The sequence below is a fragment of the Ruegeria sp. E1 genome (genome assembly GCF_056534225.1).
The window spans coordinates 16,454-43,166 of sequence record NZ_JBQFPE010000008.1 but is presented as its reverse complement, the minus strand read 5'-3'; the positions used below and the strand labels follow the sequence as shown (position 1 = coordinate 43,166).

Annotated in this window: 29 protein-coding genes, 1 tRNA gene and 1 riboswitch; of the genes, 21 read left to right on the top strand and 9 right to left on the bottom strand. The window is 58.2% G+C overall.

Annotated elements, in window-relative coordinates; genetic code table 11:
- Positions 1-4: 4 nt before the first annotated feature.
- A riboswitch (FMN riboswitch) is annotated at positions 5-180 on the top strand.
- A gap of 127 nt (positions 181-307) precedes the next feature.
- The 5 genes from ACR0FG_RS11590 to cobO all read left to right on the top strand — a co-directional run bounded on the left by ACR0FG_RS11590 (position 308) and on the right by cobO (position 4,268).
- Positions 308-745 carry a 6,7-dimethyl-8-ribityllumazine synthase gene (locus ACR0FG_RS11590; RefSeq protein WP_480893110.1) on the top strand — a complete coding sequence of 146 codons (438 nt, stop codon included), beginning with the start codon at positions 308-310 and terminating at the stop codon, positions 743-745.
- A 142-nt stretch (positions 746-887) separates the two neighbouring features.
- Positions 888-1,988 (top strand): chorismate synthase, encoded by a 1,101-nt coding sequence (gene aroC, locus ACR0FG_RS11585; RefSeq protein WP_480893108.1) that lies wholly within the window; start codon positions 888-890, stop codon positions 1,986-1,988.
- Positions 1,972-2,634, top strand: a complete 663-nt coding sequence (locus ACR0FG_RS11580; RefSeq protein ID WP_480893106.1) for an HD domain-containing protein — start codon at positions 1,972-1,974, stop codon at positions 2,632-2,634. The genes aroC and ACR0FG_RS11580 overlap by 17 nt, the downstream gene beginning before the upstream one ends.
- 42 nt (positions 2,635-2,676) lie before the next feature.
- On the top strand, positions 2,677-3,612 hold the full coding sequence (locus ACR0FG_RS11575) for a DMT family transporter (protein WP_480893104.1): 936 nt from the start codon (positions 2,677-2,679) through the stop codon (positions 3,610-3,612).
- Between the two features lie 56 nt (positions 3,613-3,668).
- Positions 3,669-4,268 carry a cob(I)yrinic acid a,c-diamide adenosyltransferase gene (gene cobO, locus ACR0FG_RS11570; protein WP_480893102.1) on the top strand — a complete coding sequence of 200 codons (600 nt, stop codon included), beginning with the start codon at positions 3,669-3,671 and terminating at the stop codon, positions 4,266-4,268.
- 294 nt (positions 4,269-4,562) lie between these two features.
- On the opposite strand, the gene ACR0FG_RS11565 is transcribed toward cobO, so the two are convergent.
- The 3 genes from ACR0FG_RS11565 to ACR0FG_RS11555 form a co-directional block, all read right to left on the bottom strand.
- On the bottom strand, positions 4,563-4,928 hold the full coding sequence (locus tag ACR0FG_RS11565) for an SPW repeat domain-containing protein (RefSeq protein ID WP_480893101.1): 366 nt from the start codon (positions 4,926-4,928) through the stop codon (positions 4,563-4,565).
- 110 nt (positions 4,929-5,038) lie between these two features.
- Entirely contained in the window at positions 5,039-5,989 is a 951-nt protein-coding gene (locus ACR0FG_RS11560; RefSeq protein WP_480893100.1) for an AraC family transcriptional regulator, read from the bottom strand.
- 116 nt (positions 5,990-6,105) lie between these two features.
- A complete protein-coding gene (locus ACR0FG_RS11555) occupies positions 6,106-6,972 on the bottom strand; it encodes a branched-chain amino acid aminotransferase (RefSeq protein ID WP_480893098.1) in 867 nt (288 codons plus the stop codon).
- 156 nt (positions 6,973-7,128) lie between these two features.
- Here ACR0FG_RS11555 and ACR0FG_RS11550 point away from each other — a divergent pair, with 156 nt between their 5' ends.
- From ACR0FG_RS11550 to ACR0FG_RS11495, 12 genes are all read left to right on the top strand, one after another.
- On the top strand, positions 7,129-7,641 hold the full coding sequence (locus ACR0FG_RS11550; protein WP_170711106.1) for a MarR family winged helix-turn-helix transcriptional regulator: 513 nt from the start codon (positions 7,129-7,131) through the stop codon (positions 7,639-7,641).
- Complete coding sequence (locus ACR0FG_RS11545) at positions 7,638-8,339, top strand: response regulator (protein ID WP_170711107.1); 702 nt, start codon at positions 7,638-7,640, stop codon at positions 8,337-8,339. The genes ACR0FG_RS11550 and ACR0FG_RS11545 overlap by 4 nt, the downstream gene beginning before the upstream one ends.
- Positions 8,340-8,406: 67 nt before the next feature.
- Positions 8,407-9,333, top strand: a complete 927-nt coding sequence (locus ACR0FG_RS11540) for a histone deacetylase family protein (RefSeq protein ID WP_480893097.1) — start codon at positions 8,407-8,409, stop codon at positions 9,331-9,333.
- The gene (locus tag ACR0FG_RS11535) at positions 9,330-9,572 is read left to right on the top strand and encodes an exodeoxyribonuclease VII small subunit (protein ID WP_170711109.1); all 243 of its coding nucleotides are present in this window, start codon (positions 9,330-9,332) and stop codon (positions 9,570-9,572) included. The genes ACR0FG_RS11540 and ACR0FG_RS11535 overlap by 4 nt, the downstream gene beginning before the upstream one ends.
- Positions 9,573-10,439: a polyprenyl synthetase family protein gene (locus ACR0FG_RS11530; protein WP_480893095.1), complete on the top strand. Its 867-nt coding sequence runs from the start codon at positions 9,573-9,575 to the stop codon at positions 10,437-10,439. It abuts the gene before it with no gap.
- A 21-nt stretch (positions 10,440-10,460) separates the two neighbouring features.
- Positions 10,461-12,392 (top strand): 1-deoxy-D-xylulose-5-phosphate synthase, encoded by a 1,932-nt coding sequence (dxs, locus tag ACR0FG_RS11525; RefSeq protein ID WP_480893093.1) that lies wholly within the window; start codon positions 10,461-10,463, stop codon positions 12,390-12,392.
- Between the two features lie 191 nt (positions 12,393-12,583).
- Positions 12,584-13,096 carry a ferredoxin-type protein NapF gene (napF, locus tag ACR0FG_RS11520; protein ID WP_480893091.1) on the top strand — a complete coding sequence of 171 codons (513 nt, stop codon included), beginning with the start codon at positions 12,584-12,586 and terminating at the stop codon, positions 13,094-13,096.
- The gene (locus ACR0FG_RS11515; protein WP_480893090.1) at positions 13,093-13,365 is read left to right on the top strand and encodes a chaperone NapD; all 273 of its coding nucleotides are present in this window, start codon (positions 13,093-13,095) and stop codon (positions 13,363-13,365) included. The genes napF and ACR0FG_RS11515 overlap by 4 nt, the downstream gene beginning before the upstream one ends.
- Positions 13,366-13,382: 17 nt before the next feature.
- Positions 13,383-15,875, top strand: a complete 2,493-nt coding sequence (napA, locus tag ACR0FG_RS11510; protein WP_480893089.1) for a nitrate reductase catalytic subunit NapA — start codon at positions 13,383-13,385, stop codon at positions 15,873-15,875.
- Positions 15,876-15,892: 17 nt separating this feature from the next.
- The gene (locus ACR0FG_RS11505; protein WP_170711115.1) at positions 15,893-16,327 is read left to right on the top strand and encodes a nitrate reductase cytochrome c-type subunit; all 435 of its coding nucleotides are present in this window, start codon (positions 15,893-15,895) and stop codon (positions 16,325-16,327) included.
- A 27-nt stretch (positions 16,328-16,354) separates the two neighbouring features.
- A complete protein-coding gene (locus ACR0FG_RS11500) occupies positions 16,355-17,053 on the top strand; it encodes a NapC/NirT family cytochrome c (RefSeq protein WP_480893087.1) in 699 nt (232 codons plus the stop codon).
- Positions 17,054-17,065: 12 nt separating this feature from the next.
- Complete coding sequence (locus tag ACR0FG_RS11495; RefSeq protein ID WP_170711117.1) at positions 17,066-17,323, top strand: hypothetical protein; 258 nt, start codon at positions 17,066-17,068, stop codon at positions 17,321-17,323.
- A 22-nt stretch (positions 17,324-17,345) separates the two neighbouring features.
- Here ACR0FG_RS11495 and ACR0FG_RS11490 read toward each other — a convergent pair.
- Positions 17,346-17,421 (bottom strand) — tRNA-Thr (locus ACR0FG_RS11490).
- Positions 17,422-17,436: 15 nt separating this feature from the next.
- Positions 17,437-17,577, bottom strand: a complete 141-nt coding sequence (locus ACR0FG_RS11485) for a hypothetical protein (RefSeq protein ID WP_170711118.1) — start codon at positions 17,575-17,577, stop codon at positions 17,437-17,439.
- A gap of 26 nt (positions 17,578-17,603) precedes the next feature.
- On the opposite strand from ACR0FG_RS11485, the gene ACR0FG_RS11480 reads away from it, so the two are divergent.
- The 4 genes from ACR0FG_RS11480 to ACR0FG_RS11465 all read left to right on the top strand — a co-directional run bounded on the left by ACR0FG_RS11480 (position 17,604) and on the right by ACR0FG_RS11465 (position 22,463).
- Positions 17,604-18,809, top strand: coding sequence for a YcaO-like family protein (locus tag ACR0FG_RS11480; protein WP_480893086.1), 1,206 nt, complete (start codon positions 17,604-17,606; stop codon positions 18,807-18,809).
- The gene (locus ACR0FG_RS11475) at positions 18,806-20,128 is read left to right on the top strand and encodes a TfuA-like protein (protein WP_480893085.1); all 1,323 of its coding nucleotides are present in this window, start codon (positions 18,806-18,808) and stop codon (positions 20,126-20,128) included. The genes ACR0FG_RS11480 and ACR0FG_RS11475 overlap by 4 nt, the downstream gene beginning before the upstream one ends.
- Before the next feature lie 30 nt (positions 20,129-20,158).
- Complete coding sequence (locus ACR0FG_RS11470; protein ID WP_480893083.1) at positions 20,159-21,454, top strand: gluzincin family metallopeptidase; 1,296 nt, start codon at positions 20,159-20,161, stop codon at positions 21,452-21,454.
- A 148-nt stretch (positions 21,455-21,602) separates the two neighbouring features.
- Entirely contained in the window at positions 21,603-22,463 is an 861-nt protein-coding gene (locus tag ACR0FG_RS11465) for a hypothetical protein (RefSeq protein WP_480893081.1), read from the top strand.
- Positions 22,464-22,515: 52 nt separating this feature from the next.
- Here the strand turns inward: ACR0FG_RS11465 and ACR0FG_RS11460 are convergent, their stop codons facing one another.
- From ACR0FG_RS11460 to ACR0FG_RS11445, 4 genes are all read right to left on the bottom strand, one after another.
- Positions 22,516-24,285, bottom strand: coding sequence for an adenylate/guanylate cyclase domain-containing protein (locus ACR0FG_RS11460; protein WP_170711123.1), 1,770 nt, complete (start codon positions 24,283-24,285; stop codon positions 22,516-22,518).
- 90 nt (positions 24,286-24,375) lie between these two features.
- Positions 24,376-24,981 carry a GNAT family N-acetyltransferase gene (locus tag ACR0FG_RS11455; RefSeq protein WP_170711124.1) on the bottom strand — a complete coding sequence of 202 codons (606 nt, stop codon included), beginning with the start codon at positions 24,979-24,981 and terminating at the stop codon, positions 24,376-24,378.
- Between the two features lie 198 nt (positions 24,982-25,179).
- Positions 25,180-25,935, bottom strand: coding sequence for a branched-chain amino acid ABC transporter ATP-binding protein (locus tag ACR0FG_RS11450; RefSeq protein ID WP_170711125.1), 756 nt, complete (start codon positions 25,933-25,935; stop codon positions 25,180-25,182).
- Positions 25,936-25,945: 10 nt separating this feature from the next.
- The gene (locus ACR0FG_RS11445; protein ID WP_170711126.1) at positions 25,946-26,701 is read right to left on the bottom strand and encodes an ABC transporter ATP-binding protein; all 756 of its coding nucleotides are present in this window, start codon (positions 26,699-26,701) and stop codon (positions 25,946-25,948) included.
- Positions 26,702-26,713: the final 12 nt, after the last annotated feature.

The window sequence follows — 26,713 nt, the reverse complement described above, 5'->3', positions numbered from 1 at the left end:
TCCGCATCGTTCTCAGGGCGGGGCGAAATTCCCCACCGGCGGTATGCGGGCTGTGACCCGTAAGCCCGCGAGCGGCCCCGCAGTGTCCACGATCCGAAAAGTGGGAACCACCGAGGGGTGTCAGCAGATCTGGTGAGACGCCAGAGCCGACGGTTACAGTCCGGATGAAAGAGAACGTGCAGCGTGCCGCAAAGCGGCGCGCCTGCCCGTGATCGCCTTGGGTGACGTGTCATGCCGGGCTGGCAGCGAAAAGTGGATACCGGTTTTCGCGACCGCCAGCAGGCCACCAAACTGAAAGGAGATCATAATGACACACACCCGCTATGCTTTCATCAAAGCCAACTGGCATTCCGATATCGTCGACCGTGCGCTGGACGGGTTTCAACAGCTCATTCCCGCCGACCAGATCGACGTCTTTGACGTCCCCGGCGCATTCGAAATGCCTCTGCTGGCCCGCGATTTGGCTGAAACCGGTCGTTACGCAGCCATCGCCTGCGCCGCCTTTGTAGTGGATGGCGGTATTTACCGCCACGATTTCGTAGCGCAAGCCGTGGTCGACGGGCTGATGCGCGCGGGTCTCGATACCGGCGTCCCTGTTCTGTCTGTTTCGCTGACCCCACATCAGTATCAGGAAACAGACCACCACAACGCGATCTACCGCGCCCACTTCGTGGAAAAAGGCCGCGAAGCTGCACAAGCCGCGCTCAACATCACAAGAACCCGGCAGGCCCTGAAAGCGGCCTGATCCTTCTTCTGTTCAAAAATACCTCGGGGGAGTCGCGCTCGCGCGACGGGGGCAGCGCCCCCCTCCCCCGCTTTCCACAAGCAAATCCGCTTGAGGCCAAAGACACTCCCCGCTAATCACGATTTCCAAAGGAGCACGCCCCATGTCGATGAACAGCTTTGGACACCTCTTCCGCGTCACCACCTGGGGTGAAAGCCACGGCCCCGCTTTGGGGGCCACGGTCGATGGCTGCCCTCCGGGCGTTACAATCGACGAAGCGATGATCCAGCACTGGCTAGACAAGCGCAAACCGGGGCAGAACAAGTTCACCACTCAGCGGCGCGAGCCCGACCAGGTGCAAATCCTGTCCGGCGTGTTCGAAGGCCAGACCACTGGTACCCCGGTGCAGCTGATGATCGAAAATACCGATCAACGCTCGAAAGACTACGGCGATATCATGGAGAAGTTCCGCCCGGGCCACGCCGATATCACCTATTGGCAGAAATACGGCATCCGCGACTATCGCGGTGGTGGGCGCAGCTCGGCCCGCGAAACCGCGTCGCGTGTTGCCGCCGGAGGGTTGGCGCGCGAGGCGATCAAACAGATCGCGCCGAATGTGCAGATCACCGGCTACATGACCCAGATCGGACCCCACAAGATCGACCGAACCAATTTCGATTGGTCCCAGATCGAACAGAACCCGTTCTGGACGCCCGATGCCAAAGCTGCCGAAGACTGGGCCGCCTATCTGGACGACCTGCGCAAATCCGGTAACTCAGTCGGCGCGGTGGTCGAGGTTGTCGCACGCGGCGTCCCCGCAGGCCTCGGGGCACCGATATACGCCAAATTAGATACTGATCTGGCTGCAGCGATGATGTCGATCAACGCCGTCAAAGGCGTTGAGATCGGCGAGGGCATGGCCGCTGCCGAACTGACCGGTGAAGCCAACGCCGATGAGATCTTCATGGGTCAGAACGGACCTCAATACAGCTCGAACCACGCAGGCGGCATACTGGGTGGCATCTCGACCGGGCAGGATGTCGTTGTTCGGTTCGCGGTCAAACCGACCTCGTCCATCCTGACCACGCGCAAGACCATCACCAAATCGGGCGACGAGACCGAGATCATCACGAAAGGCCGCCACGACCCCTGCGTCGGCATTCGCGCCGTGCCGGTGGGTGAGGCTATGATGGCCTGCGTAATCCTCGATCACCTGCTGCTGCACCGTGGCCAGATCGGAGAGAACCGTGGACGGATCGGCTGATCTGCGATCCCGCCTTCGCGGCATCGTCGCGCAACGGATGGAAACCGACCCCGCACATGATCTGGCTCATCTTGATCGGGTCTGGGTGAACGCACAGGCCATTGCGGACGACCAGACCGATATGCCGGTTCTGATGGCAGCCAGCTATCTGCACGATCTGGTGAACCTGTCCAAAGACGACCCCGACCGCCATCTGGCCTCACGCAAATCGGCTGCAAAATCAGAGCCTATCCTTAGCGATCTGGGCTATTCCCCCGACCAGATCCGTGCCATCCGGCACGCGATCGAGGCGCACAGCTTCTCAGCCAATATCAGCCCCGAAACGTTAGAAGCCCGCATCCTGCGCGACGCTGATCGGCTGGATGCTCTGGGGGCGATCGGTATCGCCAGAAACTTCTCGGTCTCGGGCGCGCTGGGGCGTGCGCTGTATGATCCGGCTGATCCGTTTGCCGAACACCGCCCCTTGGATGATCTGACTTTTTCGGTCGATCACTGGAAGGTCAAATTGCTTGGCCTACCGGATGATATGCTGACCGACACTGGAAAACAGATTGCCGCCCAAAGGGTCGCGCGCATGTTGCGCTTCATTGAGGAATTTGCAGACGAGATTGGCAGTTCTCTCCCCAGGTCATGGATGGCGCGCTAACCCCCATTGATCTTTCCACCATAAAGGCGCAGTTTCGCGCCGATGGCAAAATCGTTAACATCGCATCGACCTGTATTGGCCGTGACGCTGAAGCTTTGCGCGTTGTTCCTGTTCACGGCAATGGCGGCACTGGTCAAGGCACTGTCGGCAGAGTTCCCTCCGGGTGAGCTGGTCTTTTTCCGCTCGCTCCTGGCCATACCTGTGATCCTCATCTGGCTGATTGCGCGCGGTGAGCTGGCGCAAGGCTTTATCGCCAAGAAACCGATGGGTCATTTCTGGCGCGGTGTTCTGGGCACCACCGCGATGGGCCTGACATTTACCGGCCTCAATCTGCTGCCACTACCCGAAGTGACCGCCATCGGCTATGCCACCCCCATCTTCACCCTGATCCTCGCAGCCGTAATGCTGGGCGAGCGCATTCGCATGATCCGGATCGGCGCGGTAGCGCTTGGGTTGCTGGGCGTTCTGATCATGGTCTGGCCCCGGCTTGGCAGCACCGAGCTTGAGGTGGCCGCCACCATCGGTGCGCTATGTGTTCTGGGGGCGACGATTGCCCGCGCTTTTGTCCAGATACATATCCGGCAACTGGTTCAGGTCGATCACCCTGCAGCCATCGTTTTCTATTTCTCCCTGACCGCAACGTTGTTGTCCGGGCTGACTGTGTTCTGGGGCTGGACCATGCCCACCTGGGAGCAGATGGCAATCTTGGTTGCAATGGGACTGACCGGCGGAGTGGCACAGATTCTGGTTACGTCGTCCTATCGGTTCGGACAGGCATCAATGCTGGCACCCTATGACTATACCAGTATGCTATTTGCCATTGTCATCGGCTATGTCTGGTTTGACGAATGGCCGACCCTTGCCATTCTGATCGGCGCTGCGCTGGTTATCGCGGGCAATGTCGTGGTGATCTGGCGCGAGCATCAACTGGGTCTGGAGCGTGGCAAGGCCCGATCCGTCACAGACCCCAAAGCATGACTTTACCTTTTGCAAACTTCGCCTAGTTTGGGCGCAACAGTCAAAGAGGGTTCCCCATGAGCGACGCGCAGGATCACAAGGAAAAAATGCAAAAGGTGCAGGCCAAGCACCGTAAGAAAGTGTCCGAGGCTGTCGACCCTGACCGGGGCTTGGTGCTGATCAATACCGGCAAGGGAAAAGGCAAATCTTCGGCCGCATTCGGCGTGGTGATCCGGGCGCTGGGTTGGGGCCAGAAAGTGGCCGTTGTGCAATTCATCAAAGGTAAGTGGAAGACCGGAGAGCGCCGGTTCTTTGAAGAGCGCGAACTGGTCACGTGGCACACAATGGGTGAAGGGTTCACCTGGGATACGCAGGACCGCGACCGCGATATCGCCGCCGCAAATGCCGCCTTCGACAAGGCGCGAACACTGATGTCCAGCGGGGACTATGATCTGGTTGTTCTGGACGAGATCAACATCGCGCTGCGCTATGAATATTTGTCTGTCCAGCAGGTGATCGAGGGGCTTGAGGCGCGGGCGGAAAACACGTCTGTATTTCTGACCGGTCGGGATGCCCCGCAAGAGCTTCGGGACTATGCGGATCTTGTGACCGAAATGACCGAAGAAAAACATCCGTTTCAGGCGGGAATCAAGGCCCAGCGCGGCGTCGATTTCTAAGGCTCAAGGCGGCAGGGGCTGCCGGTCAGCGGCCCTTGGAGGTCTTGGTTGTCAACAAAATCTCATGGATACACCGAACCGAGTTCCACTGGTGCGCGGCGCTTCGGGGCAGCGTCAGGCGCTCACTTTGTTCTGCGCTCAGCCCGCAAATCGCCCCGAAAGACGGTGCTGAATCCTTTGGCACCTGGCGTCGCCTTTATCTGAATTTTTTTGTCGGAATATTCAACAAAATCAGGTCGCCTGATAGAAACCAGACGACCCTAATTTAGAAATGTGCCATCTCACCTGCTTAACTCAGGCAGTGACACCTTGCTCGGGGGCGCTTAGCGAAATCACGGCCACTACAGCGGCTCCGTTCACCCAGTAAAAAAGGGCGTCGATGCCCGAGAACCCGAACAGGCTGGGGGCCAATAGAAATGTGATGCCAACCAGAAGATCCACGGCAAGATGGAGCCTGTAGGACAAGACCCGCCAGATCCCCAGATGATGATCGGTCAGAACGGTTAGCACAAAAGCGGCCACGCCCGTTACCACCGACAACCAAAGCGCAAGCGGGTTGGATTGCCCCAGACCCAGCACGAACGGCAGCCCCATCAACGCGATGGCGACAGGGTAATCGAGATAGGCGTGAATATTACGAGTCACGAAACGCAGAGACATGTTGTTTCCTTTCCTCAAAGTGTGACACCCCAAGGATAGGACAGCGATCCTGAACGCAGCAGCCCAGATCGTCTATGAAAAATTGCAGATCGTTCGGGGTATTGGACAGATCAATTCATTGCCCGATATGCCGCCGGGGACACACCAATCTGTTTCTTGAAGACACGCGAAAAGGCGGCCTCAGACGCATAGCCAACCTCGGCGGCGGCATCCGCCACGTTCCAGCGCGCTTCAATCAAGCCGTGACAAGCGATTTGCATCCGCCAATCCGTCAGATACTGCATAGGCGTTGTGCCCATCTTTTCCGCAAATAATTGGGCAAAGGCCGTACGCGACATCCCGGCCTCGCGGGCGAGTGTTGCTACGCTCCAATCTTCGGCCGGGCCTTGATGAAAGGCCGTAAGAGCGCGCGAAATGCGGGGGTCGGCAAATCCGGCCAGTGCTGCGTCATCGGGGCTTTGATGTTCAAGATAAGCACGGATGGCTTGGGCAAACAGGACCTCGGACAGCTTCAGGGCGATCAGATCGCCACCGATCCGCGCACCCGATACTTCTGAACCAATCATGCGCAGCGTGGCTTCGATCCAGGCACCGGCCTCTTCCCCATAATTTTCAATCAGGATATAGGGCGGCAGCCGGTCAATCAGCATGTGCCCCGCCCCGGAACGGCGTGCCGGGCCCGAGAATGAGAAATGACCGCAGATCAACTGCGTATCTCGGCCTTCATCCCGACCGCCATAAACCAGAACCCCACCGCCTTTATAGCCCGCGATCTCAAGCACCTGTTCCAGCGGCAGCGCCTCAAGCGGCTTGACCTCATTACACAGCAATGCATGAGGGGCCCCATGCGGAATAAGGATCAGATCACCCTGCCGTAAGCGAAGCGTTTCGCCAGAGGATGACACATGCACCTTCAGCTCGCCGCGTTGCACAAAGTGAAACCGAGCTACGTTTTCGAACTCCGGAACCTGAATGCCAAAGGGTGGCGTAAAGGAGGTTCGAAAATAGAATGTGCCGCGCAAGGACAGGCGCGTGAGGATATCGCTGAGAAGGTCCAACATAGACCAAAGATACCGCGCGCGACGCGATCGTCCACACCCTGGGACGAATTGCACGAAAATTTGCACTCTCCGCAACAATTACCCCCGAGAAATCGGGGGTAAATGCAGGTCCTGGGTTAGGCGCGCACCAGCTTTTCGTAGTCTTCAGCAATCTCACGGGTCAGGTCGCCGACCTCAAACGTGTAGTCGCCGATTTGACCAACAGGGGTGACTTCGGCAGCAGTGCCGGTTAGCCAGCATTGTTCGAAATCGGCCATTTCCTCAGGCTTGATGCGGCGTTCGTGGACGGTGATGCCCTTGTCTTTCAGCATCCCGATCACGGTCTGGCGGGTGATGCCATTCAGGAAGCAATCGGCCAGCGGGGTGTGCACTTCTCCATCCTTGACGAAGAACACGTTGGCTCCGGTCGCTTCGGCCACATTGCCATTGAAATCCATGAACAGCGCGTCCGAGCAGCCTTTGGCCTCGGCCTTGTGCTTGGAGATGGTGCAGATCATATAAAGACCCGCCGCCTTGGCATGAACCGGGATGGTTTCGGGGCTTGGGCGTTTCCATTCGGCGATATCCAGCTTGGCGCCCTGCATTTTGGCGTCGCCATAGTAGGCCCCCCATGGCCACACGGCGATGGCCATGCGCACTGGGTTGCGCGCAGAAGCTACGCCCATATCCTCGCCCGAACCGCGCCAGACAAGCGCGCGGACATAGGCATCCTGCAGGCCACTGGCTTGCAGCGCCTCTTCCTTGGCGGCCTCGATCTGGTCCACATCATAGGGCATAGGCATATCCAGCGCCTTGGCCGAGGCGATCAGGCGTTCAGAATGTTCGCGGCTTTTGAAAATCTTGCCGTTATAGGCGCGCTCGCCCTCGAACACGGACGAGGCATAGTGCATCGCATGGGACAGGATATGCACATTGGCCTCACGCCAGTCCACCAGTTTGCCATCCATCCAGATGACCCCATCACGATCGTCATACCCTGCCATAAGACCCTCCTGCCCCGGGCGAATTGCCAAAAATTGCGCCGGATAGGTCCGCACCGGACATATTGTTGCGCAAAAACTGCGATTCGATACCTGTGCGCTCTTGGAATGTCAATAAGGCTGACATAAACTCGACCCATATTACGAATGAGGCCCGTTATGTCCGAAATCCGTCCCGCCCCGGTCTTTGGCGGAGAAAGCCTGTTATTTCTGACAGATGAGCAGTTGCGGCAGGGTATCGAGGCGATGTTTTTTGCCTATCGCGGCTTTACGGCTGATCCAGATCGCATCCTGTCGGAAATGGCCTATGGCCGCGCCCATCACCGGGCGATTCACTTTATCAACCGCGCGCCAGGGACCACGGTGAACAACCTGCTGGCCATTCTGGGCGTGACCAAGCAGTCCTTGAACCGGGTGCTGCGAACGCTGATCGAGGACGGGCTGGTCGAAAGCCGCGTCGGCAAGGTGGACAAACGTGAACGCCACCTATTTCTAACAGAGAAAGGCGAGGCGCTTGAGGCCACCCTATCCGACGCCCAACGCGCCCGGATGCGCGCGGCCTTCAAAGATGCGGGCCCCGAAGCGGTGGCTGGCTTTCGCAAAGTGCTTGAAGCGATGATGGATGCTGATATGCGTCGTGCATATACGAAACTGCGAGATACCACGTCATGAGCGATTTGGACGCCCATCTTCTGATTGTCGACGATGACGAGCGCATTCGGGATCTGCTCAAGAAATTCCTGATGCGCAGCGGATTTCTGGTGACGTCAGCCCGCGATGCGGCTCATGCGCGACGCGTTCTGTCGGGTCTGGATTTCGATCTGATCGTGATGGATGTAATGATGCCCGGCGAGGATGGCGTCAGCCTGACCCGTGCTTTGCGCGAGACCCACACGACGCCTATCCTGCTTTTGACCGCCAAAGGTGAGACCGAGCATCGGATTGCCGGGCTAGAGGCTGGGGCGGATGATTATCTGGCCAAACCGTTCGAGCCCAAGGAACTGCTTTTGCGGATCAATGCCATCTTGCGGCGGATGCCCGAGACCCCGGCGCAAGACACAGCGGCGAAGATACTGCATTTGGGCCCGATCCGTTATGACATCGAACGTGGAGAGATGTGGCAGGGTGAAGATCCCGTGCGTTTGACCGCGACCGAGAGCCAATTGATGAAGATCTTCTCGGCTCAGCCCGGGGAACCCATAAGTCGCGCAAAACTGGTCGAGGATCTGGGCCGCGACAAGGGGCAGGCGCAGGAACGGGCGGTGGATGTGCAGATAACTCGGCTAAGGCGGAAGATCGAACAGGATCCCAAGCAGCCTCGGTATTTGCAGACGGTGCGGGGCGCCGGCTATATGCTGGCACCGGATTGATTAGCCGCTGCGCGGCGGTTTTTGCCTTCGGCGAGGATATTTTTGGACAGATGAAGATTGGATCCCGATGACCACCGCCCTTTTGACTCATGCTGATTGCCTGGGACATGTGACACCCGAGGGCCATCCCGAGCGGGTTGCGCGGCTGGAGCATATTTTGCACGTGCTAGAGCCTTTGGAGCTGGATCGGCGCACGGCCCCGATGGCGGCGGACGACGATCTGTTGCGGGTTCATCCACAAAACCATATCGACGAGATTCGGCGGGCAAGGCCGGTTGACGGGTTCACGCAGATTGACGGGGACACGTTCATGTCTGCAGGCTCGGTCGACGCGGCCTATCGCGCGGCGGGGGCAGCGGTGCGGGCCGTTGATCTGGTCCTGAGTGGCGAGGTGGGGAATGCATTCTGCGCAATCCGCCCTCCCGGCCACCATGCCGAGCGTGAAACAGCGATGGGGTTCTGCCTGTTCGGAAATGCCGCGCTTGCAGCTAAACATGCGTTGGACCACCATCGGCTGAGCCGCGTCGCGGTTGTGGATTTCGACGTGCATCACGGCAACGGGACGCAGGATCTACTGTGGGAAGAACCGCGTGCGCTGGTCATCACCAGCCAGCAGATGCCTTTGTGGCCCGGATCGGGGCGCGCGGACGAAACCGGAGCATTTGAGACCGTTCTGAACATGCCGCTGGCACCGGGAACCGGTGGAGCTGAGATGCGGGCGGCATATGAAACGCAGGCTTTCCCCCGCCTGCGGGCGTTCAAACCGGAACTGATCATCATCTCGGCCGGGTTCGATGCCCATCAGGACGATCCTTTGGCCAATCTGAACTGGTCCACTAACGATTTCGCGTGGATCACGGCAGAGCTGTGCAAGATCGCTGATGAGATGTGTGAAGGGCGTATCGTCTCGACTCTGGAAGGCGGGTATGATCTGAACGCGCTGGCCGATGCAACGCGCGCCCATGTGGAAGAACTGATAAAGGCAGCCCGATGACCGATACTCCAGTCGAACAGATGACATTCGAACAAGCAATGAAAGAGCTTGAGGCCGTGGTCGGGCAGCTTGAACGTGGGGATGTGGCTTTGGACCAGTCCATCGCGTTGTATGAGCGCGGAGCGGCGCTGAAGAAGCGCTGCGAGGATGAGCTGAAGCGGGCCGAAGAAAAAGTCGCCGCGATCACTCTGGACGCAGACGGTCAGCCGACCGGAACGGCACCTGTCGAAGGTCAGTAGATGTTTCGCGAAAGGCTGGCGCAGGATGCGGCGCTTATTCAGGCGCAGTTTGATCTGATTCTAGGCGCGCTTGACGATCTGGATGTGACCCGTGCGATGGCCTATGCGACACAAGGCGGCAAAAGGCTGCGCGGTTTTCTGGTGCTGGAAAGCGCACGCTTGCATGATGTCGATCCGGCGCAGGCGATCTGGCCTGCAACCGGGATCGAGGCGCTGCATGCTTATTCGCTGGTGCATGACGATCTGCCTTGCATGGATGACGACGACCTGCGGCGCGGGCGACCGACGGTGCATGTGAAATGGGATGAGGGCACCGCCGTTCTGGCGGGCGATGCGTTGCAGACGATGGCTTTTGAGCTTTGTACCCGGCCCGAGGTTGGGAATGCCGAAATCCGCACGGAACTGGCTCTGACATTGGCCAAAGCAAGCGGGGCACAGGGTATGGTGTTGGGGCAGGCGCTGGACATCGCTGCCGAAACCGCAACCGATCCGCTGACGCTGGAAGAAATCACACATTTGCAGGCTGGAAAAACCGGGGCATTGATCGAATGGTCGGCCTGTGCCGGGGCTCGTCTGGCGGGGGCCGATCCCGAGCCCCTGCGCCGATTTGCCCAAGCCCTTGGGCTTGCTTTTCAAATTGCCGATGACATTCTTGATGTTGAGGGTGACGCCAAAAAGGCCGGAAAGCGCCTGCAGAAAGACGCTACGGCGGGAAAGGCGACGTTTGTGTCTCTGCTGGGAATGGACGCCGCAAAGGCCCGCGCAGGCGATCTGGTGGATCAGGCCTGTGCTGCGCTTGAGTGTTTTGGCCCACGGGCGGAAACCTTGAACGCCGCCGCCCGCTTCGTTATTGCCCGGGACAGCTAAGCCGCAAGGAACGCGCCAACCATGACGTCTGAACGCCCGCAAACGCCACTGCTGGATCTTGTGAACCGCCCGGCTGATCTGAAGCAATTGTCGGACACGCAATTGCGTCAGGTGGCGGATGAATTGCGGGCCGAAACGATCTCGGCGGTGTCGGAGACCGGCGGCCATCTGGGGGCCGGGCTGGGCGTGGTTGAACTGACCACAGCGCTTCATGCCGTGTTCGATACGCCCCGCGACAAGATCGTCTGGGACGTGGGGCATCAGTGTTACCCGCATAAAATCCTGACCGAACGCCGTGACCGTATCCGCACCCTGCGGATGAAGGACGGCCTGAGCGGGTTCACCAAGCGAAGTGAAAGCCCCTATGATCCGTTTGGCGCGGCGCATTCCAGCACATCGATCAGCGCAGCTTTGGGGTTTGCCGTGGCGCGTGATCTGGGCGGGGTGACACCCGAAGGTCTGGGCGATGCGATTGCGGTGATTGGCGATGGCTCGATGTCCGCTGGTATGGCATTTGAGGCGATGAACAATGCAGGCCACCTGAAAAAACGCCTGATCGTGATCCTCAATGACAATGAGATGAGCATTGCCCCGCCGGTTGGCGCATTGTCCTCATACCTGTCGCGCATCTATGCCGAAGAACCGTTTCACGATCTGAAAGCGGCCGCCAAAGGCGCAGTGTCACTGCTGCCGGAACCCTTCCGCGAGGGGGCCAAACGCGCCAAGGAAATGCTGAAAGGCATGGCCGTGGGCGGGACTCTGTTTGAAGAGCTGGGCTTTTCCTATCTCGGCCCCATCGACGGGCATGACATGGATCAGCTGCTGCCGGTTCTGCGAACCGTCAAAGCGCGCGCGACCGGGCCGATCCTGATCCACATCCTGACCAAAAAGGGCAAGGGCTATGCCCCGGCAGAGCAGGCGCGGGACAAGGGCCACGCGACGGCCAAGTTCGATGTGGTAACCGGAGAGCAGAAAAAAGCGCCCTCAAACGCGCCGTCCTATACTTCGGTTTTTGGCAAGACGCTGGTGGATGAGGCCGCGCGCGATGACAAGATTGTTGCCGTCACCGCTGCGATGCCTGATGGCACCGGGCTGAACCTTTTTGCCGAACGCTATCCGTCGCGCTGTTTCGACGTGGCCATTGCCGAACAGCATGGCGTGACCTTCTCGGCGGCGCTGGCTGCGGGCGGGATGAAACCCTTTTGCGCGATATATTCTACCTTTCTTCAAAGGGGCTATGATCAGGTCGTGCATGATGTGGCCATCCAGCGGTTGCCGGTACGCTTTGCGATAGACCGTGCAGGTCTGGTGGGGGCCGATGGCGCAACACATGCCGGATCGTTCGACATCGCCTATCTGGCCAACCTGCCGGGCATGGTGGTCATGGCCGCCGCGGATGAGGCGGAACTGATGCATATGGTGGCCACCGCCGCCGCGCATGATGATGGTCCGATTGCGTTCCGCTATCCGCGCGGCGAAGGCGTGGGCGTCGATCTGCCCGAACGTGGCGAGAGGCTTGAGATTGGCAAGGGTCGTCTGATCCAAAAGGGCGCGCGCGTTGCCCTGCTGTCCTTCGGTACACGTCTGGCTGAGGTTCGGAAAGCAGCCGAGGCGCTGGCGGCGCGTGGTATCACTCCGACAGTAGCAGATGCACGGTTTGCCAAACCACTGGACCGAGACATGATCCTTGAACTGGCGGCTGGGCACGAGGCCCTGATTACGATCGAAGAAGGGGCCATTGGCGGCTTTGGCAGTCATGTGGCCCAATTGCTGGCGGATGAGGGCGTTTTCGATCAGGGGCTGAAATACCGGTCAATGGTTCTGCCGGATACGTTTATCGATCAGTCCAGCCCCGCGGACATGTATGCAACCGCCGGCATGAATGCCGAACAGATCGAAGCCAAAGTTCTGTCGGTGCTTGGCGTGGCGTCGATCAATGAGAAGCGGGCCTGAGCGCTTCTGGCCTATTTGGACCCGTACCTGAAACGAACAGGTCATTGATATTGTTGAATTCACATTCATATTTTTGATTAAATCAATATTATCTTAAAATGATCTAGGTCAAATCACGCCCCTTCGTGCTAGACTAGTGCTTGCGAACGGGCATCCGCAGCGCTGCCTGTCCACCTGAAGGTAGCAAGCCAATGAACAAGCTCGCCAGCCGACGCGCATTTTTACGTGGCAAAGTTTTGCGACCGGACCGGACCGCAATCCGGCCACCCGGTGCCTTGGGCGATGACTTCTACGATCTCTGTCACAATTGCGACGCCTGCGTTGAAGCCTGCCCGCAGAATATCATTGAAATCGATGCGCACGGCTGGCCCGAGGTTCGTTTTGACACCGGCCCCTGCACCTTTTGCGGGGACTGTGCCACAGCCTGCCCAACCGGTGCTCTGGATCCCGAGAAGGTGACCGACTGGCCCTGGCGGGCCACGCTTGGCGCATCCTGCCTGTCATTGAACGGCGTCAGTTGCCGGGTCTGTCAAGACGCCTGCGACCAGGACGCATTGCGCTTTCGCCCTCAGCTTGGCGGGTGTTCCGAACCGGTGCTGGATGCTGACGCATGTATCGGCTGCGGTGCCTGCGCCAGCGCTTGCCCCGTAGGGGCTGTCAGCTTCAATCGCCCCGCTCAATCGGGTCAGGAGGTCATTCAGTGAACATCTGCGGCTGCCTTGTCCATGTAACACCGGACATAACCCAACGCGCGAAAGACGCGATTAACAGCGTCGGCGGGGCCGAAGTACACGCAACCACTGACGACGGACGCCTTGTTGTCGTTGTTGAAGATACCCCCGAACGCCTCGCATCCGAGACGATCATGGATCTGCACCAGATCCCGGGCGTGATCTCTCTGTCGCTGACCTATCACCATTTCGAAGACCTTGCGGAGACCCGTCCGCATCTCAACGCTTCTCGCCAGACATAACGCCGGAGACCCAAGTCATGACCATCTCTGAATCCCGCCGGACCTTTCTGAAATCCACCGCTGCAGCAGCAACCGCATCAGCCGCGGGCCTGCCGCTGGCAACAGGGCAGGCAGATGCGCAAATCGGCACCCCCGATATTCGTTGGGACAAGGCGGCCTGCCGGTTCTGTGGCACCGGATGCTCGGTTCTGGTCGGCACCAAGAATGGTCGGGTGGTGGCAACCCAAGGCGACCCTGACGCGCCGGTCAACCGCGGGCTGAACTGCGTCAAAGGCTACTTCCTGTCCAAGATCATGTACGGCAAGGACCGGCTGACCACACCGTTGCTGCGTAAGACAAACGGCGAATACGACAAGAATGGCGAGTTTGAGCCGGTCAGCTGGGATGAAGCCTTTGACGTCATGGCCGCCAAATGGAAAGAAGCGCTGGCCAAGAAGGGCCCGACAAGCGTGGGCATGTTCGGCTCGGGCCAGTGGACCGTCTGGGAGGGCTATGCCGCCGCCAAGATGATGAAAGCAGGGTTCCGGTCAAACAATATCGACCCTAACGCGCGGCATTGCATGGCCTCGGCGGTTGTGGGCTTCATACGCACCTTCGGCATTGATGAGCCGATGGGCTGCTATGATGACCTTGAGGCCGCCGATACTTTCGTGCTCTGGGGTTCGAACATGGCCGAGATGCACCCGATCCTGTGGTCGCGCCTGACCGACACGCGCCTGACCAAACCAGGCTGCGAGGTGCATGTACTGTCGACCTATGAACACCGCTCGTTCGAGCTGGCCGATAATGGCATGGTGTTTGCGCCACAAACCGATCTGGCGATCTTGAACTATATCGCCAATTACATCATCCAGAACAACGCGGTGAACGAGTTCTTTGTTCGCAACCACGTCAACATCACCAAGACCGCGACCGATATCGGGTATGGCCTGCGGGAAACCAACCCGCTGCAGCAAGAGGCCGAGAACCCGAATTCCGGTAAGCTGGAAACCATCAGCTTTGAAGAATACGCCGAAGCGGTCGCGCCCTATACGCTGGAATATACGTCGGAACTGTCTGGCGTTCCGGCGGACAAGCTTGAAAAGCTCGCGCAGCAATATGCCGACCCGACTCGCAAAGTCATGAGCCTGTGGACCATGGGGTTCAACCAGCATACGCGCGGGTCCTGGGTAAACTCGCTGATGTATAACGTGCACCTGCTGGTCGGTAAGATTGCTGAACCGGGTAACTCACCATTCTCGCTGACCGGTCAGCCCTCGGCCTGTGGGACGGCGCGTGAGGTAGGCACCTTTGCACATCGTCTGCCCGCCGACATGGTCGTGGCAAATGACAAGCACCGCGAGATCTGCGAGACCGCGTGGAAGGTCCCCCCGGGCACCATCCCGCCCAAGCCCGGCTTTCACGCCGTGCTACAGCACCGCAAACTGAAAGATGGCGATCTGAATGCCTATTGGGTGCAGTGCACCAACAACATGCAGGCGGCGCCCAACATCAACGAAGAAGGCTATCCCGGCTATCGCAACCCCGAAAACTTCATCGCCGTGTCGGACCCTTATCCGACGGTCACGGCCTTGTCTGCCGACCTTATCCTGCCCACCGCCATGTGGGTCGAGAAGGAAGGCGCCTATGGCAACGCCGAACGCCGTACACAGTTCTGGCGGCAGCAGGTCAAGGCGCCGGGTGAGGCGAAATCGGATCTTTGGCAGGTCATGGAATTCTCGAAACGCTTCGCGGTCGAAGAGGTTTGGGGCGAGGAACTACTGGCCAAGATGCCCGAACATCGCGGCAAGACCATGTATGACGTTCTGTTTGCCAACGGCACCGTCGATCAGTTCCCGCTATCGGAAACTGCCGAAGGCTTTGACAACGACGAATCCGAGCATTTCGGCTATTACGTCCAGAAAGGTCTGTTCGAGGAATATGCCGAATTCGGGCGCGGCCACGCGCACGATCTGGCCCCGTTCGAAACCTATCACGAGGTGCGAGGAATGCGCTGGCCCGTCGTGGACGGTAAGGAAACGCTCTATCGATTCCGCGAAGGGTACGACCCATACGTGCCCGCAGGCGCAGGTGTGAAGTTCTACGGCAAGAAGGACGGCAAGGCGAACATCATCTTTGCCCCATACGAGCCCGCCGCCGAAGAGCCAGATGAAGAGTTCGATCTGTGGCTCTGCACCGGTCGCGTGCTGGAGCACTGGCATTCTGGCTCGATGACGCGCCGGGTGCCGGAATTGCACAAATCCTACCCCGCCGCCGTGGTCTATATGCACCCCCAGGACGCCGAAGAACGCGGTGTACGTCGCGGGCAGGAGATCATGCTGTCGACCCGCCGGGGCGAGGTCAAAAGCCGCGTCGAAACCAAGGGCCGCAACAAGGTGCCGCGCGGGCTGGTCTTTATGCCGTGGTTCGATGAGGGGCAGTTGACCAACAAACTGACGCTCGACGCCACCTGCCCATTGTCGAAAGAAACCGACTTCAAGAAATGCGCCTGCAAGGTCGAGCGGGCATAAGTGGAAGGAATACGAAGATGAAAAAATCGACGTTTTTAGGTTTTGCCCTGATCCCTCCGCTTCTTGTCGCAGGACTGGCACTGGCGCAATCCACCTCGGTCAGCACCCTGCGCGGGGCTGAAGTGGACGAACCTGCCATCCTCGATCAGGTCCATCGCAACGTCGAAGGCCGGATGCAGCGCAACTATCGCCAGCAACCACCCCTGATCCCGCATTCGGTCGAGCAATACCAGATCGATACGCGCACCAATCAATGCCTGTCCTGCCATGACTGGACCAAGGCGGGGGAACGTAATGCGCCAACCCTGTCTATGACCCATTATCTGGACCGCGAAGGGCGCGAACTGGATCATATCGCGGGCACACGGTATTTCTGCAACCAGTGCCACGTGCCGCAGGCCGACACGCCGCCGCTGGTCGAAAACGTGTTTGTCCCCTCCTCCGACAACTAACCTCAGATCGAGAAAGGAGCACGCGATATGGCCAACTCCCAAGACAAACGCGGGTTCATCCGACGCCTCTGGGACTGGTTCTGGAGCCCGATCGCCGCGCTGAGCGTCGGCTTCACCCTGCTTGCCGGGTTTCTGGCGGGCATCCTGTTCTGGGGCGGGTTTCACTGGACGCTGGAACTGACCAACACCGAAGAATTCTGCACCTCGTGTCACACGATGGAGGTCAATCTGGGCGAGTATCGCGAGACCATCCACTATAACAACCACTCGGGCGTTCGTGCGATCTGTTCCGACTGTCACGTCCCGCATGAATGGAACCACAAGATCAAGGCCAAGATCATGGCCGTCAAGGACGTCTATCACGAACTGGCAGGCACCATCAGCACGCCCGAAAAATACGAGGCCCACCGCCTGAGCATGGCCTCGGCCGTCTGGAAAAAGATGAAGGAATCCGACAGCCGCGAATGCCGCAACTGTCACAACTTTGACTACATGGATTTCACCCTTCAGGAAAACCGCGCTGCAAGCGAACACCAGCGCGCGATCGACACCGGCATGACCTGTATCGACTGCCATCAGGGCATCGCCCACAGTCTTCCGCCGGGATATCTGGAGGAGTACCAGAAAGTCACTGACACGCTGAGCGCGAAAGCCGGCAGCCCGCTGGAAAAACACGCGGCGGCTGGCGACGACATCCGCACATTCCTGAACCAGAAAACTGACTGAGGCGAGGGCAAGATGCTAGATATTCTCGGAACCATTGGCGGCAATATCCTCAGCCTGCCCGGCATCCTGGGTCTGGCCCTGGGCATGATGACGCGCCGGTTGTGGCTTGGCGCCGTCATGGGCGGTTTGGTGGGTGTAATGGAAACACTGATCTTCGCGCATTGGCAATTTGCCAATGTCGAGATGCTGGAACTGATGATTGCCGTCGTTGTGGGCCTCTGTGCAGGCAGCCTGGGCACGGCCATTCGCCTGAAAGGCACAACCGTCTGACAATCCTTGCAGTACCTGAGAATGGTGCCTCAAGAGGGACTCGAACCCCCGACCTTGTCCTTACGAAGGACCTGCTCTACCAGCTGAGCTATTGAGGCGATGCGGGGGTCGATTTAACCGCTGCGCGCGCGGCGTGCAAGAGGGATCATATTGACGCCCGCCGTGCCCGCGCGGTTGACCCGTTTCGCGACTTCCAGCATCTTTGACCGAACCGCTCGCGCCTTGGACGCATTTCCCGGGGTTTGGGGTTTCATTCAGAGTGCTTGGCAAGGTCCGCTTTATGTCCAAAATTTCGCAGAAGACCTATCTGCTCGACACGCACCGGCTGCGCGATCCCGAAGAGACGCTAGCCATCGTGCAGCCGCATCTTGGGACGATGGGGATCACGCGTATTGCCAATCTGACCGGGCTGGACCGGATCGGGTTGCCCACGGTGATGGTCACGCGCCCCAATTCCCGTTCGGTTGCCGTGTCGCTGGGCAAGGGCCTGTCGCTGAGCGCAGCACAGGCATCTGGCGTGATGGAGGCCGTTGAATCCTGGCACGCGGAACGGATCGAACTGCCGCTACGCCTGAGCAGCCATGCCGATCTTATCGCTACAGATGACATGGTCGATGTCCATCGTTTGCCGAAAGTCACCGGTGGGCAGTTCGACCCACACGAAAGCATCCTCTGGGTTCAGGGGCAGGATCTGAAATCCCACCGCCCATGCTGGGTACCGTATGAGATGGTCGATACGGATTACACAACATCGCCCATCGGCGGAAACCGGGCTTTTCCCAGAACCACCAATGGTCTGGCCTCGGGCAACGATCTGACCGAGGCAAGTTGCCATGCGATCTGCGAGTTGATCGAGCGTGATGCGACAACCCTGTGGCACCATCGGAAAGCGGGCGCGCGGGTCAATCCGGCGACCATTGACGATCCACGATGCCTTGAGGCGATGGACCGGATCACCGGGGCCGGGTTGCAGTTAGGGATCTGGAACACAACTTCGGATATCGGGATCGCCAGCTTTCGTTGCGCGATTTGTGAACAGGGTAGCGGCTTGGGGCATATCGGGATCGGAGACGGGTGCCACCCGGATCGCGCCATCGCGTTGCTGCGCGCACTGACCGAGGCGGCGCAAACGCGGTTGACCTACATATCCGGGGCGCGGGACGATCTGGACCCGCAGGAGTTTACCGATGCCGCTCGCTCATGGCGCGCCGGGTATGTCCGGGACCTGATTCAGACCGCACCACCAACTGAGGATTTTCAGTTCTGCCCGACTCATGTCACCGGGTCATTTGATCAAGACCTGAAGCTGCTTCTGACCCAGCTGTCTGTTGTTGGCATTCCGCAAGTGGTAACAGTTGATTTATCCCGACCAGGGCTGGGCATCGCGGTTGTGCGCGCAGTTATTCCGGGGTTAGAGGCGCCCCATGACGATCCCGATTTCGTCGCAGGACCGCGGTCGATGAAGGCCGCAGGTGGGCACGCATGACTGTTGCAATCTTCGTCGGTCCAACTTTACCCGCTAGGGACGTTCTGGACCTGTTGGACGCGACCATTCTGCCACCAGTTCAACAAGGGGACGTCTATCGCGCGGTTCAGACCAAGCCACAGGCGATCGGGATCATCGACGGGTTTTTCGACGGTGTTCCATCGGTTTGGCACAAGGAAATTCTTTGGGCGATGGAACAGGGCATCCCTGTCTATGGCAGCGCCAGCATGGGTGCCTTGCGGGCGGCTGAGCTGGCTGAATTTGGAATGATTGGCGTTGGCCGCGTGTTTCATGACTATCTCAGCGGGGCCATTGAGGATGACGACGAGGTCGCCGTTTTGCACAGCCCGGCAGAGCTGGGATTCCAACCGCTAAGCGAGCCCATGGTCTCGGTCCGCGCCACTGTTGCCAAGGCTCTGAAGGCTGGCGTTCTGACCGGGGACAATGCAACTGTTTTGTTGGATCGGGCAAAAACTCTGAACTACCGGGATCGGGTCTGGGACAGGATTCTGGATACCGGGGTCGAGGGGCTCGCCCCATTCCGCAAATGGCTGCCGCAAGAGAAGGTCGATATCAAAGCAGATGATGCGCGCGAGATGCTCTTGCTTATGGCGCGGGATGCTCAACAGGGCGATAGGGCAGTGACCAAGCCGGCGCGCGTCGAACGTACCCTTGCATGGCGCGAGTTGTGCGCCCGTGTCGAGTCTGAGCCGGCGGAAAAAGCAACCCAAGACCAAGCGGTATTGGATGAATTGCGTCTGAACCCAAGCCAGTACACACACCTGCGAGATCAGGCCACTATGCACCTGCTGTCGCGGGATGACGCCGAGATGAATGGCCATCGTCCAGATCGTGATGCATTGGTTGCGCAAATGGCCAAACATCGGGCAGAAGCCGGATTGCCACGACAGTCCGATCTGATGCGCTGGCTTGAAGAAAACGATCTGACCCTGCAGCGCTATGAAGCTCATCTGGCTGACCGGTCGCGATCCCAAGCCGCAATTGATGCGCGTAGCGGTCAATTGGATCCGGTTCTTTTGGATGAACTCAAACGCTCAGGCCGATATGTGATGCTTAAGGAACGGGCACAGCGCAAAGCTGCTTTGGAACCCTTTGACGCTGAAGATCCTGCGCGCCATATTCGAATGCTGATCTGGTATTTTGAAACACGACTTGACCAAGAGGTGCCGGATGATCTTGAATCCTATGCACGGGCGCTTGGTTTGGACGGGCGCGACAAGTTTGTTGAACTGATTGAAGCTGAATATGCGTTCTGTCATTTGAACGGGTCCCCGGATGAAGGCGGCCCCTCGGATTAAAGACCGGAACTTCCAACAGGGGGACAAGAGATGAGCTGGCCTGAAGCCACCGAAGACGAAGCCCCCGGAACGCGGTTTCTTCTGTATCCACAGGCCCCTTATTTCGAGCCCGGCATAAAACCCGAACTGGTCGAAATTTCAGCCCCGCAGGGCAGTATCGGACCAGGGCCTTCGGGGCCACGCATGTATACGATGAACCCGGTCGGTAAAACCACGCCCTATGGCGCCATGGTCCCCGGCCCGGATGGACCTCAGATGTATCTGCCCCCGTGGGACGCCTACATTCAGCCCCCGCCCGAACCGGATGAGTTCGGCAACTTTGCCCATATCGACCCGTCTGACCCGGCCTTTGAGGCCGCGCATCTGTTTGGATCGGCCCATTTCACGATGGATGTCTGGGAGGGTTATTTCGGGCGGCCCATCCCCTGGCATTTCGCCCGTGATTTTGATCGGCTCGAATTGTCGCTGCTGCCCAGCCTGGACAATGCTCATATCGGTTGGGGGTTTCTGGAAACCGGCGGGACCTGGGATCATGGGGATGAATATCGCGCCTACAGCATGAACTTTGACGTGGTCGCACATGAGATCGGCCATGCCATTATCTACAGCGTCATCGGGATGCCCACAGATGGCGATGCCTCGGGCGAATACTATGGGTTTCACGAATCCGCCGCCGATTTGGTGGCTTTGCTGGCCTCGCTGCATTTCGGGTCCGTTGTCGAGGACCTGCTCAACAATACGCGCGGCAACCTATATACGTTCAACCGCCTCAGCCGGTTTGCTGAACTGTCCGAGAATGCCCAGATCCGCGTGGCGACCAATAACCGGGTTTTGTCCGAATTCGCCCATGGCTGGTCCAGCGAGCATGACCTGTCCGAGCCACTGACCGGCGCGATGTTCGATATTCTGATCGACATCTATCACGAACGCCTACTGGTCCACGATCTGATCACGCCGGAAGAAGAACACCTGTCCGATCAACTGGAAGGTTCTGAGGAATATGTTGACGTGATGCAGCAGATCTTTGACGAACGCTATGCCGCCAATCCGGAAGGGTTTCGCATCGCTCTGCTGGAAGCGCGGGATTTCCTTGGTTCTTATCTGGCCGACGCCTGGGAGATGCTGGACGCCGACATGCTCAGCTATTTTGGCGTCGAACGCGCCCTGCTGACCGTCGATCAGGAAATTACGGGCGGCGCCTTTCAGCAGATCATCGAAGGCAATTTTCGGATGCGCGAAATCGGCCTGACAACTGCCGGTCCGCGTCTGGCCGACCCGGATGAGACAAGCCACGCCTCTTCCGTTCGGACCCGCGTTCCTGAATAAGCCTAAAGTCTTTGTTTTTAGTCCCGTTTTGTGGCAGTTTACGGTCACGGGATGATGTTTTTGAAATTAGGCGCATGGAATACTTGCGCCAAAAAGGGGGGAGATGGGGTCTCTGGCGTCGTCGATCCCGTAGTCGGGAGAAAATGATATGTCTGAGTCCCTGCTCAGTTTTTCAGAAGTGTTGTTGTTTGGGCGTCCTATTCATGACCTCAGTATTCTGAAACCCACCAAGGTCAAAACAGCCTATGAGGCAGAGACCGGGGGGGTACCCAACATTGACGCAAATAACGAATTGCAAGGCGTCAAACTCAGGGCCGATGATCTGGTTCTGGTGCAAATTGACGACGATGCCGCGACTAGCGGAATTTATACTGTCACCGGATCACCCGGTTCGCTGGCGCTGAGCGCTCGGGCCACGATTAATCAGGGCTTGCTGGCGCGGGTCAGCAAAAGCGGCAAATTTCCGCGGAGTTTCTGGCGGCAGACCCAGAAAGCGGTTGCCTACCAATCCTACAAAAACATCGGAAAACGCATACGCGGCAGCGGAAACAACAACTTCCTTGGAGATCAGTTCGGCGATGATGCGCAGTTGGCGCGTATTTACGGATTTGCTTACGAAGGAACCTATTTCGAACTGCCGGAACCCTGTCTTTTCCTTGTCCATGGTGATGGCGAAAGTGCAACAGATGGGAACAAGCCTGCAGGTCAAGGCGCGCGCGCGCCGATGGAGCCGACTTTGTCCGGTGTTGCCGCAGCCGATTTCCAGTTCGCCAATGACATCCGCGTCTGGGATTATGACAAGGCCGATTACACGATACGGATGGATGTTCTGTCCGGTCAGTTCGAGCAGGTGCTTCTGGACCTTTATTTCGGCTTTGACAGCCCTGCCATAAGCGGGGCCAAAGTCAGCGGCGCAAAAGTCAGCGGAGCCAAGGTGAGCGGCGCAAAAGTCAGTGGAGCCAAGGTGAGCGGCGCAAAAGTCAGTGGGGCCAAGGCGCGCGGCGACTGAGTCCACCGCAATTGGTATTCAAAGGGCGCCTCACCAGGCGCCCTTTTGCTATTCAGAACCCGGCCTTTTTCAAACCTTCTACAAAATGCTGAGTGTCGTCTGACAAGCGGTCAGGCTGAACCTTTGCCCAGCGTTCTAACGAAAAGTTCGGGTGAACGACGCGGTGCCTATCAGCGATCAGGCGGGCCATGTCCATATCACCCAATTGGGCATAACTGGCCGCCAGTACCCGCTGGCCCTCTGTCGGATTGTTCATCTTGTTTACCGACGCAATTACTTTGTCATAGTGTTTTAGATTGTAATAGGCACCGCCCAGATGCCACAGATACTGATCCGGGAAGTAAGGATTCAGACGCATCGCCTGTTGCAGATGTTTGATTGCATTCTCATTGTCACCGGAATGGGCCAACGCATCGGCGTAGTCGGAATGCATATCCGCATCGTTCGGGTTCAAGGTCAAAGCCCGTTTATAGGTTTCCAGCGCTGCGTCATGTTCCTTGCGGTAAAGCTGTACGTAACCCAGTTCTCCGAATCCGCGTGCATCGGTTGGGTCAAGCTCGACCGCGCGTTGGGCAAGTGACAATGCCTTGTCCAGCGCGCTGTTGGGGTCTTCGGTCCAGGAATATCGCCAATCAAGGTTCAGTGTGCGCGACAGCGCAGCCGCCGCCCGCGCATATCCGCCATCACGTTCCAACGCGGACTCATAGCAATTCTGAGCCTTGCGGTTATCGGTGCGCGTATACTTGAAGATGTGGTGCTGACCCTGCAGAACAGATCCATAAGCTTGTAGATCAGATGGCACGGCCTGTACCATCCGCTGCTTTTCATGGGATTCGATCATCACGGCCGTGGCGGCGACGATGCATTCCGTGACTTCATCGAGAATGTCGAAAACATCGTCAAGTTTGCGATCAAACCGTTCGCCCCAGATGGTGCGCTCGGTCGAGGCATCGATCAATTCCGCCGTGATGCGAATGCGGCTGGCAGACCTGCGGACGCTGCCGCGCGCGATGTAGCGGACGTTCAGACGGCGCGCCGCTTCTTGCGGGGCCATCGTTTGCGTTTTGAAGAAGAAGGACGAATTCCGGGCGATGATGAACAGGTTCTTGAATTTTGACAGGTTCATGATGATGTCGTCCGTCAGCCCGTCGGCGACCCAACTGTCATCATCATCATTGCTTTGACTGGCAAAGGGCAGGACCGCGACCGAGGGCATATCCGGGCGTTCCAAAACCTCCATCTGCATCTCGGGCCGAAGTGTCGCGGCCATGGTCGCGCCCTCAACCTCGCTGCGGACGCAATAGGTTGGCACGGGCGACAGAATGTTCTTGAGCTGCTTTGGCCCCAGAAACTCGTACCCGTATCGCAGCCGGTTGCGGATCTGTTCATAAACAGCGGAACTGACGTAAACCCGTTCGGGCTCAGCTATTTCCTGCAGCCGCGCGGCGATGTTGACGTTGTCCCCATGCACGCCGCGCTCATCCAGCAGAACCTCGCCCAGGTGAACACCCGCCCGGAACTTGATCTGCTCGTCTTCGGGGCGGTCCTGATTGTGCTGCGCAGCGATTCGATGCAGTTCGACACTGTATTCCACCGCGCTGGTGGCCGTTTCGAACAAGGCAAGAATCCCGTCGCCACGGACCTCGACCACTTTACCCTGATATTGTGGACAGATCTGTTCCAGCTTCGATAGCAGAGATTTCAACGTGTTATAGGTTTCGATCTCGTTCTTGCTCATCAGCCGCGAGTATCCGACTACATCGGCAAAGACGACAGCACCCAGTTTCTGCCTGATCGATGTTCCTGAAGATGCACTGTTCACTGCGGACACTCGGATAAGTTCTTACGTCGCTTCTGATGATTAACATATATCAGAATTTGCTCTGGCAAGTTCGCGACTTTTCTTGCTGCTCTACTCAAACGCGGCACCCCGCAATGGCCAACACCATTTGTCTGATGCAGCCCCCCCGAAGGTAACGCATGTGTCTGGCGACAAATCCCGCGCCAGATCCGCGCGCCGCGCCATCCATTCCTGTTGCAGAATGCCGACGACAACCATGTCGTGATACCTGCCATCCGTAAACCAGGCCTGTCGCATCGTACCTTCGACCTTGAACCCCAACCGATTGACCAGGTCACGGGTGCTGAGGTTATCGTCGCGGTAATAGGACGTAATCCGGTGCAATCCAAGCTGACGAAAAGCAAAATCCAGCGTGAGCGCGCCTGCGCGAATGCCAACGCCTGACCGGCGTACAGATTTGTCCACAAACAGCGGGATAACCGCATCACGGTTGATGCTCGATATCGCCTCAAGCCCGGATACGCCAACGGACTGACCCGCATCGTCTTCGATTACAAACCAGCACTTGCCACAATTCTGAAAGCCGCTGACCGCATCGCTCCAGATCTCTTCGGTCTGCAACTGGTTCAGCGGCATCCGCAAGGTTCTGTCAAATAAAGACAAATCCTCGAGATCCTGAAACCAATGGGCAACCGTTTCAAAATCCGACTTTTCCATAGGACGGAGCTTGAAACACCTTTTAGGGGTATCGGGCAAAGGACCAACATCCTCCAGAACTGAAAATCAATAAACTATTCCGCAGACCATAGCACATAATCTCGCGGAAATAGAAAGAAGTTATTCCGGATCCCGAAAACGGGTAGTCAGGACGCAAAACGGCACGAACCCGCCGACGTCCTCTTTGATCCTGTGAGGCTAGATCGCCAGATATTCTTCCCTCAGCTGGCTGTCGTTCAGAACTTCGCTGGCAGTGCCGTCAAAAACAATGCTTCCGGTATCCAGAATCACAGCGCGATCCGCCAGTTCCAGCGCGCGCACGGCGTTTTGCTCGACGATGATGGTAGTCATGCCCTGTTGCTTGACATGAATCAGCGTTTTCTCGATCTCATCCACGATGACCGGGGCCAAACCTTCATAAGGTTCATCCAGCAAAAGCACTTTGATATCCCGCGCCAATGCCCGCGCGATTGACAGCATCTGCTGCTCGCCCCCCGAAAGAGTGATCCCCTCCTGCTTGCGGCGCTCACCCAGTCGCGGGAAGAGTTCATAAAGCCGCTCCAGCGACCATCCGACCGGCGGCGCGATCTGGGCCAGTTGCAGGTTCTCTTCAACCGTCAGGCCGGGGATGATCCGCCTGTCTTCGGGCACAAGACCGAGACCCGCCGCCGCAGCCTCGTAGCTGGTCATCTTGTGCAGCGGCTGATGATCCAGCCAGATTTCCCCATGCCGTACTTCGGGGTCGTCCAACCGCGCAATCGAACGCAGTGTCGAGGTCTTTCCGGCACCGTTCCGACCCAGCAGAGCCAGAATTTCCCCCTCGTGGACATTCAGGCTGACACCTTGAACGATATAGCTTTCGCCATAATAGGAATGCATATCCCACACCGACAGAAAGGCCGGGGCGGTGCTGGCGCGATTGGCGTTTTTTGAAAAGTCAGGTTTCTCGTTCATCGTTTCGACCTCACGCAGCTTCGCCCAGATAGGCTTCCCGAACTTTCGGATTGCCTCGGATGTTTTCCGGTACATCCTCGACCAACGGTGTGCCCTGCGCCAGAACCGTGATCCTTTCGGCAAGGCTGAACACAACGTGCATATCGTGCTCGATGATCGCGATGGTTATGTCACGCTCGTCCTTGATCTGTTTCAGCAGATCAATCGTGTTGTTCGTATCCGCACGCGCCATGCCCGCCGTCGGCTCGTCCAACAACAAAAGGCGCGGGTTCTGGCTGAGGCACATACCGATCTCGAGCCGCCGCTTGTCACCCCGCGATAGCGACGCCGAGTGCATATCGCGCTTGTCCGCCATATTCATCTCTTCCAACATCGCCTCGGCCTGTTCGACAATCTCTTTCTCGTTGGCGATGGTTTCATAGGCATGCATCCGAAACGCACCGTCGCGCATCGCAAAGATCGGGATGAGCATGTTTTCCATGACGGTTAGTTCGCCGAAGATTTCCGGCGTCTGAAACACCCGGCTGATCCCCATCTGATTGATCTGGTAGGGCTCTAGACCAAGGACCGAGGCGTTGTCGAACAGCACGGTACCGGTATCCGGCATCAGCTTACCCACAAGGCAATTCAGCAAGGTCGATTTGCCCGCCCCGTTCGGCCCGATGATCGCATGGACCGAGTTTTCCTCGACACTCAGGTTCACATCGCTTAACGCCTTGAGGCCGCCGAACCGCTTGTTTACGTCTTTGACTTTCAGGATTGCCATTGTCGCTTTCCC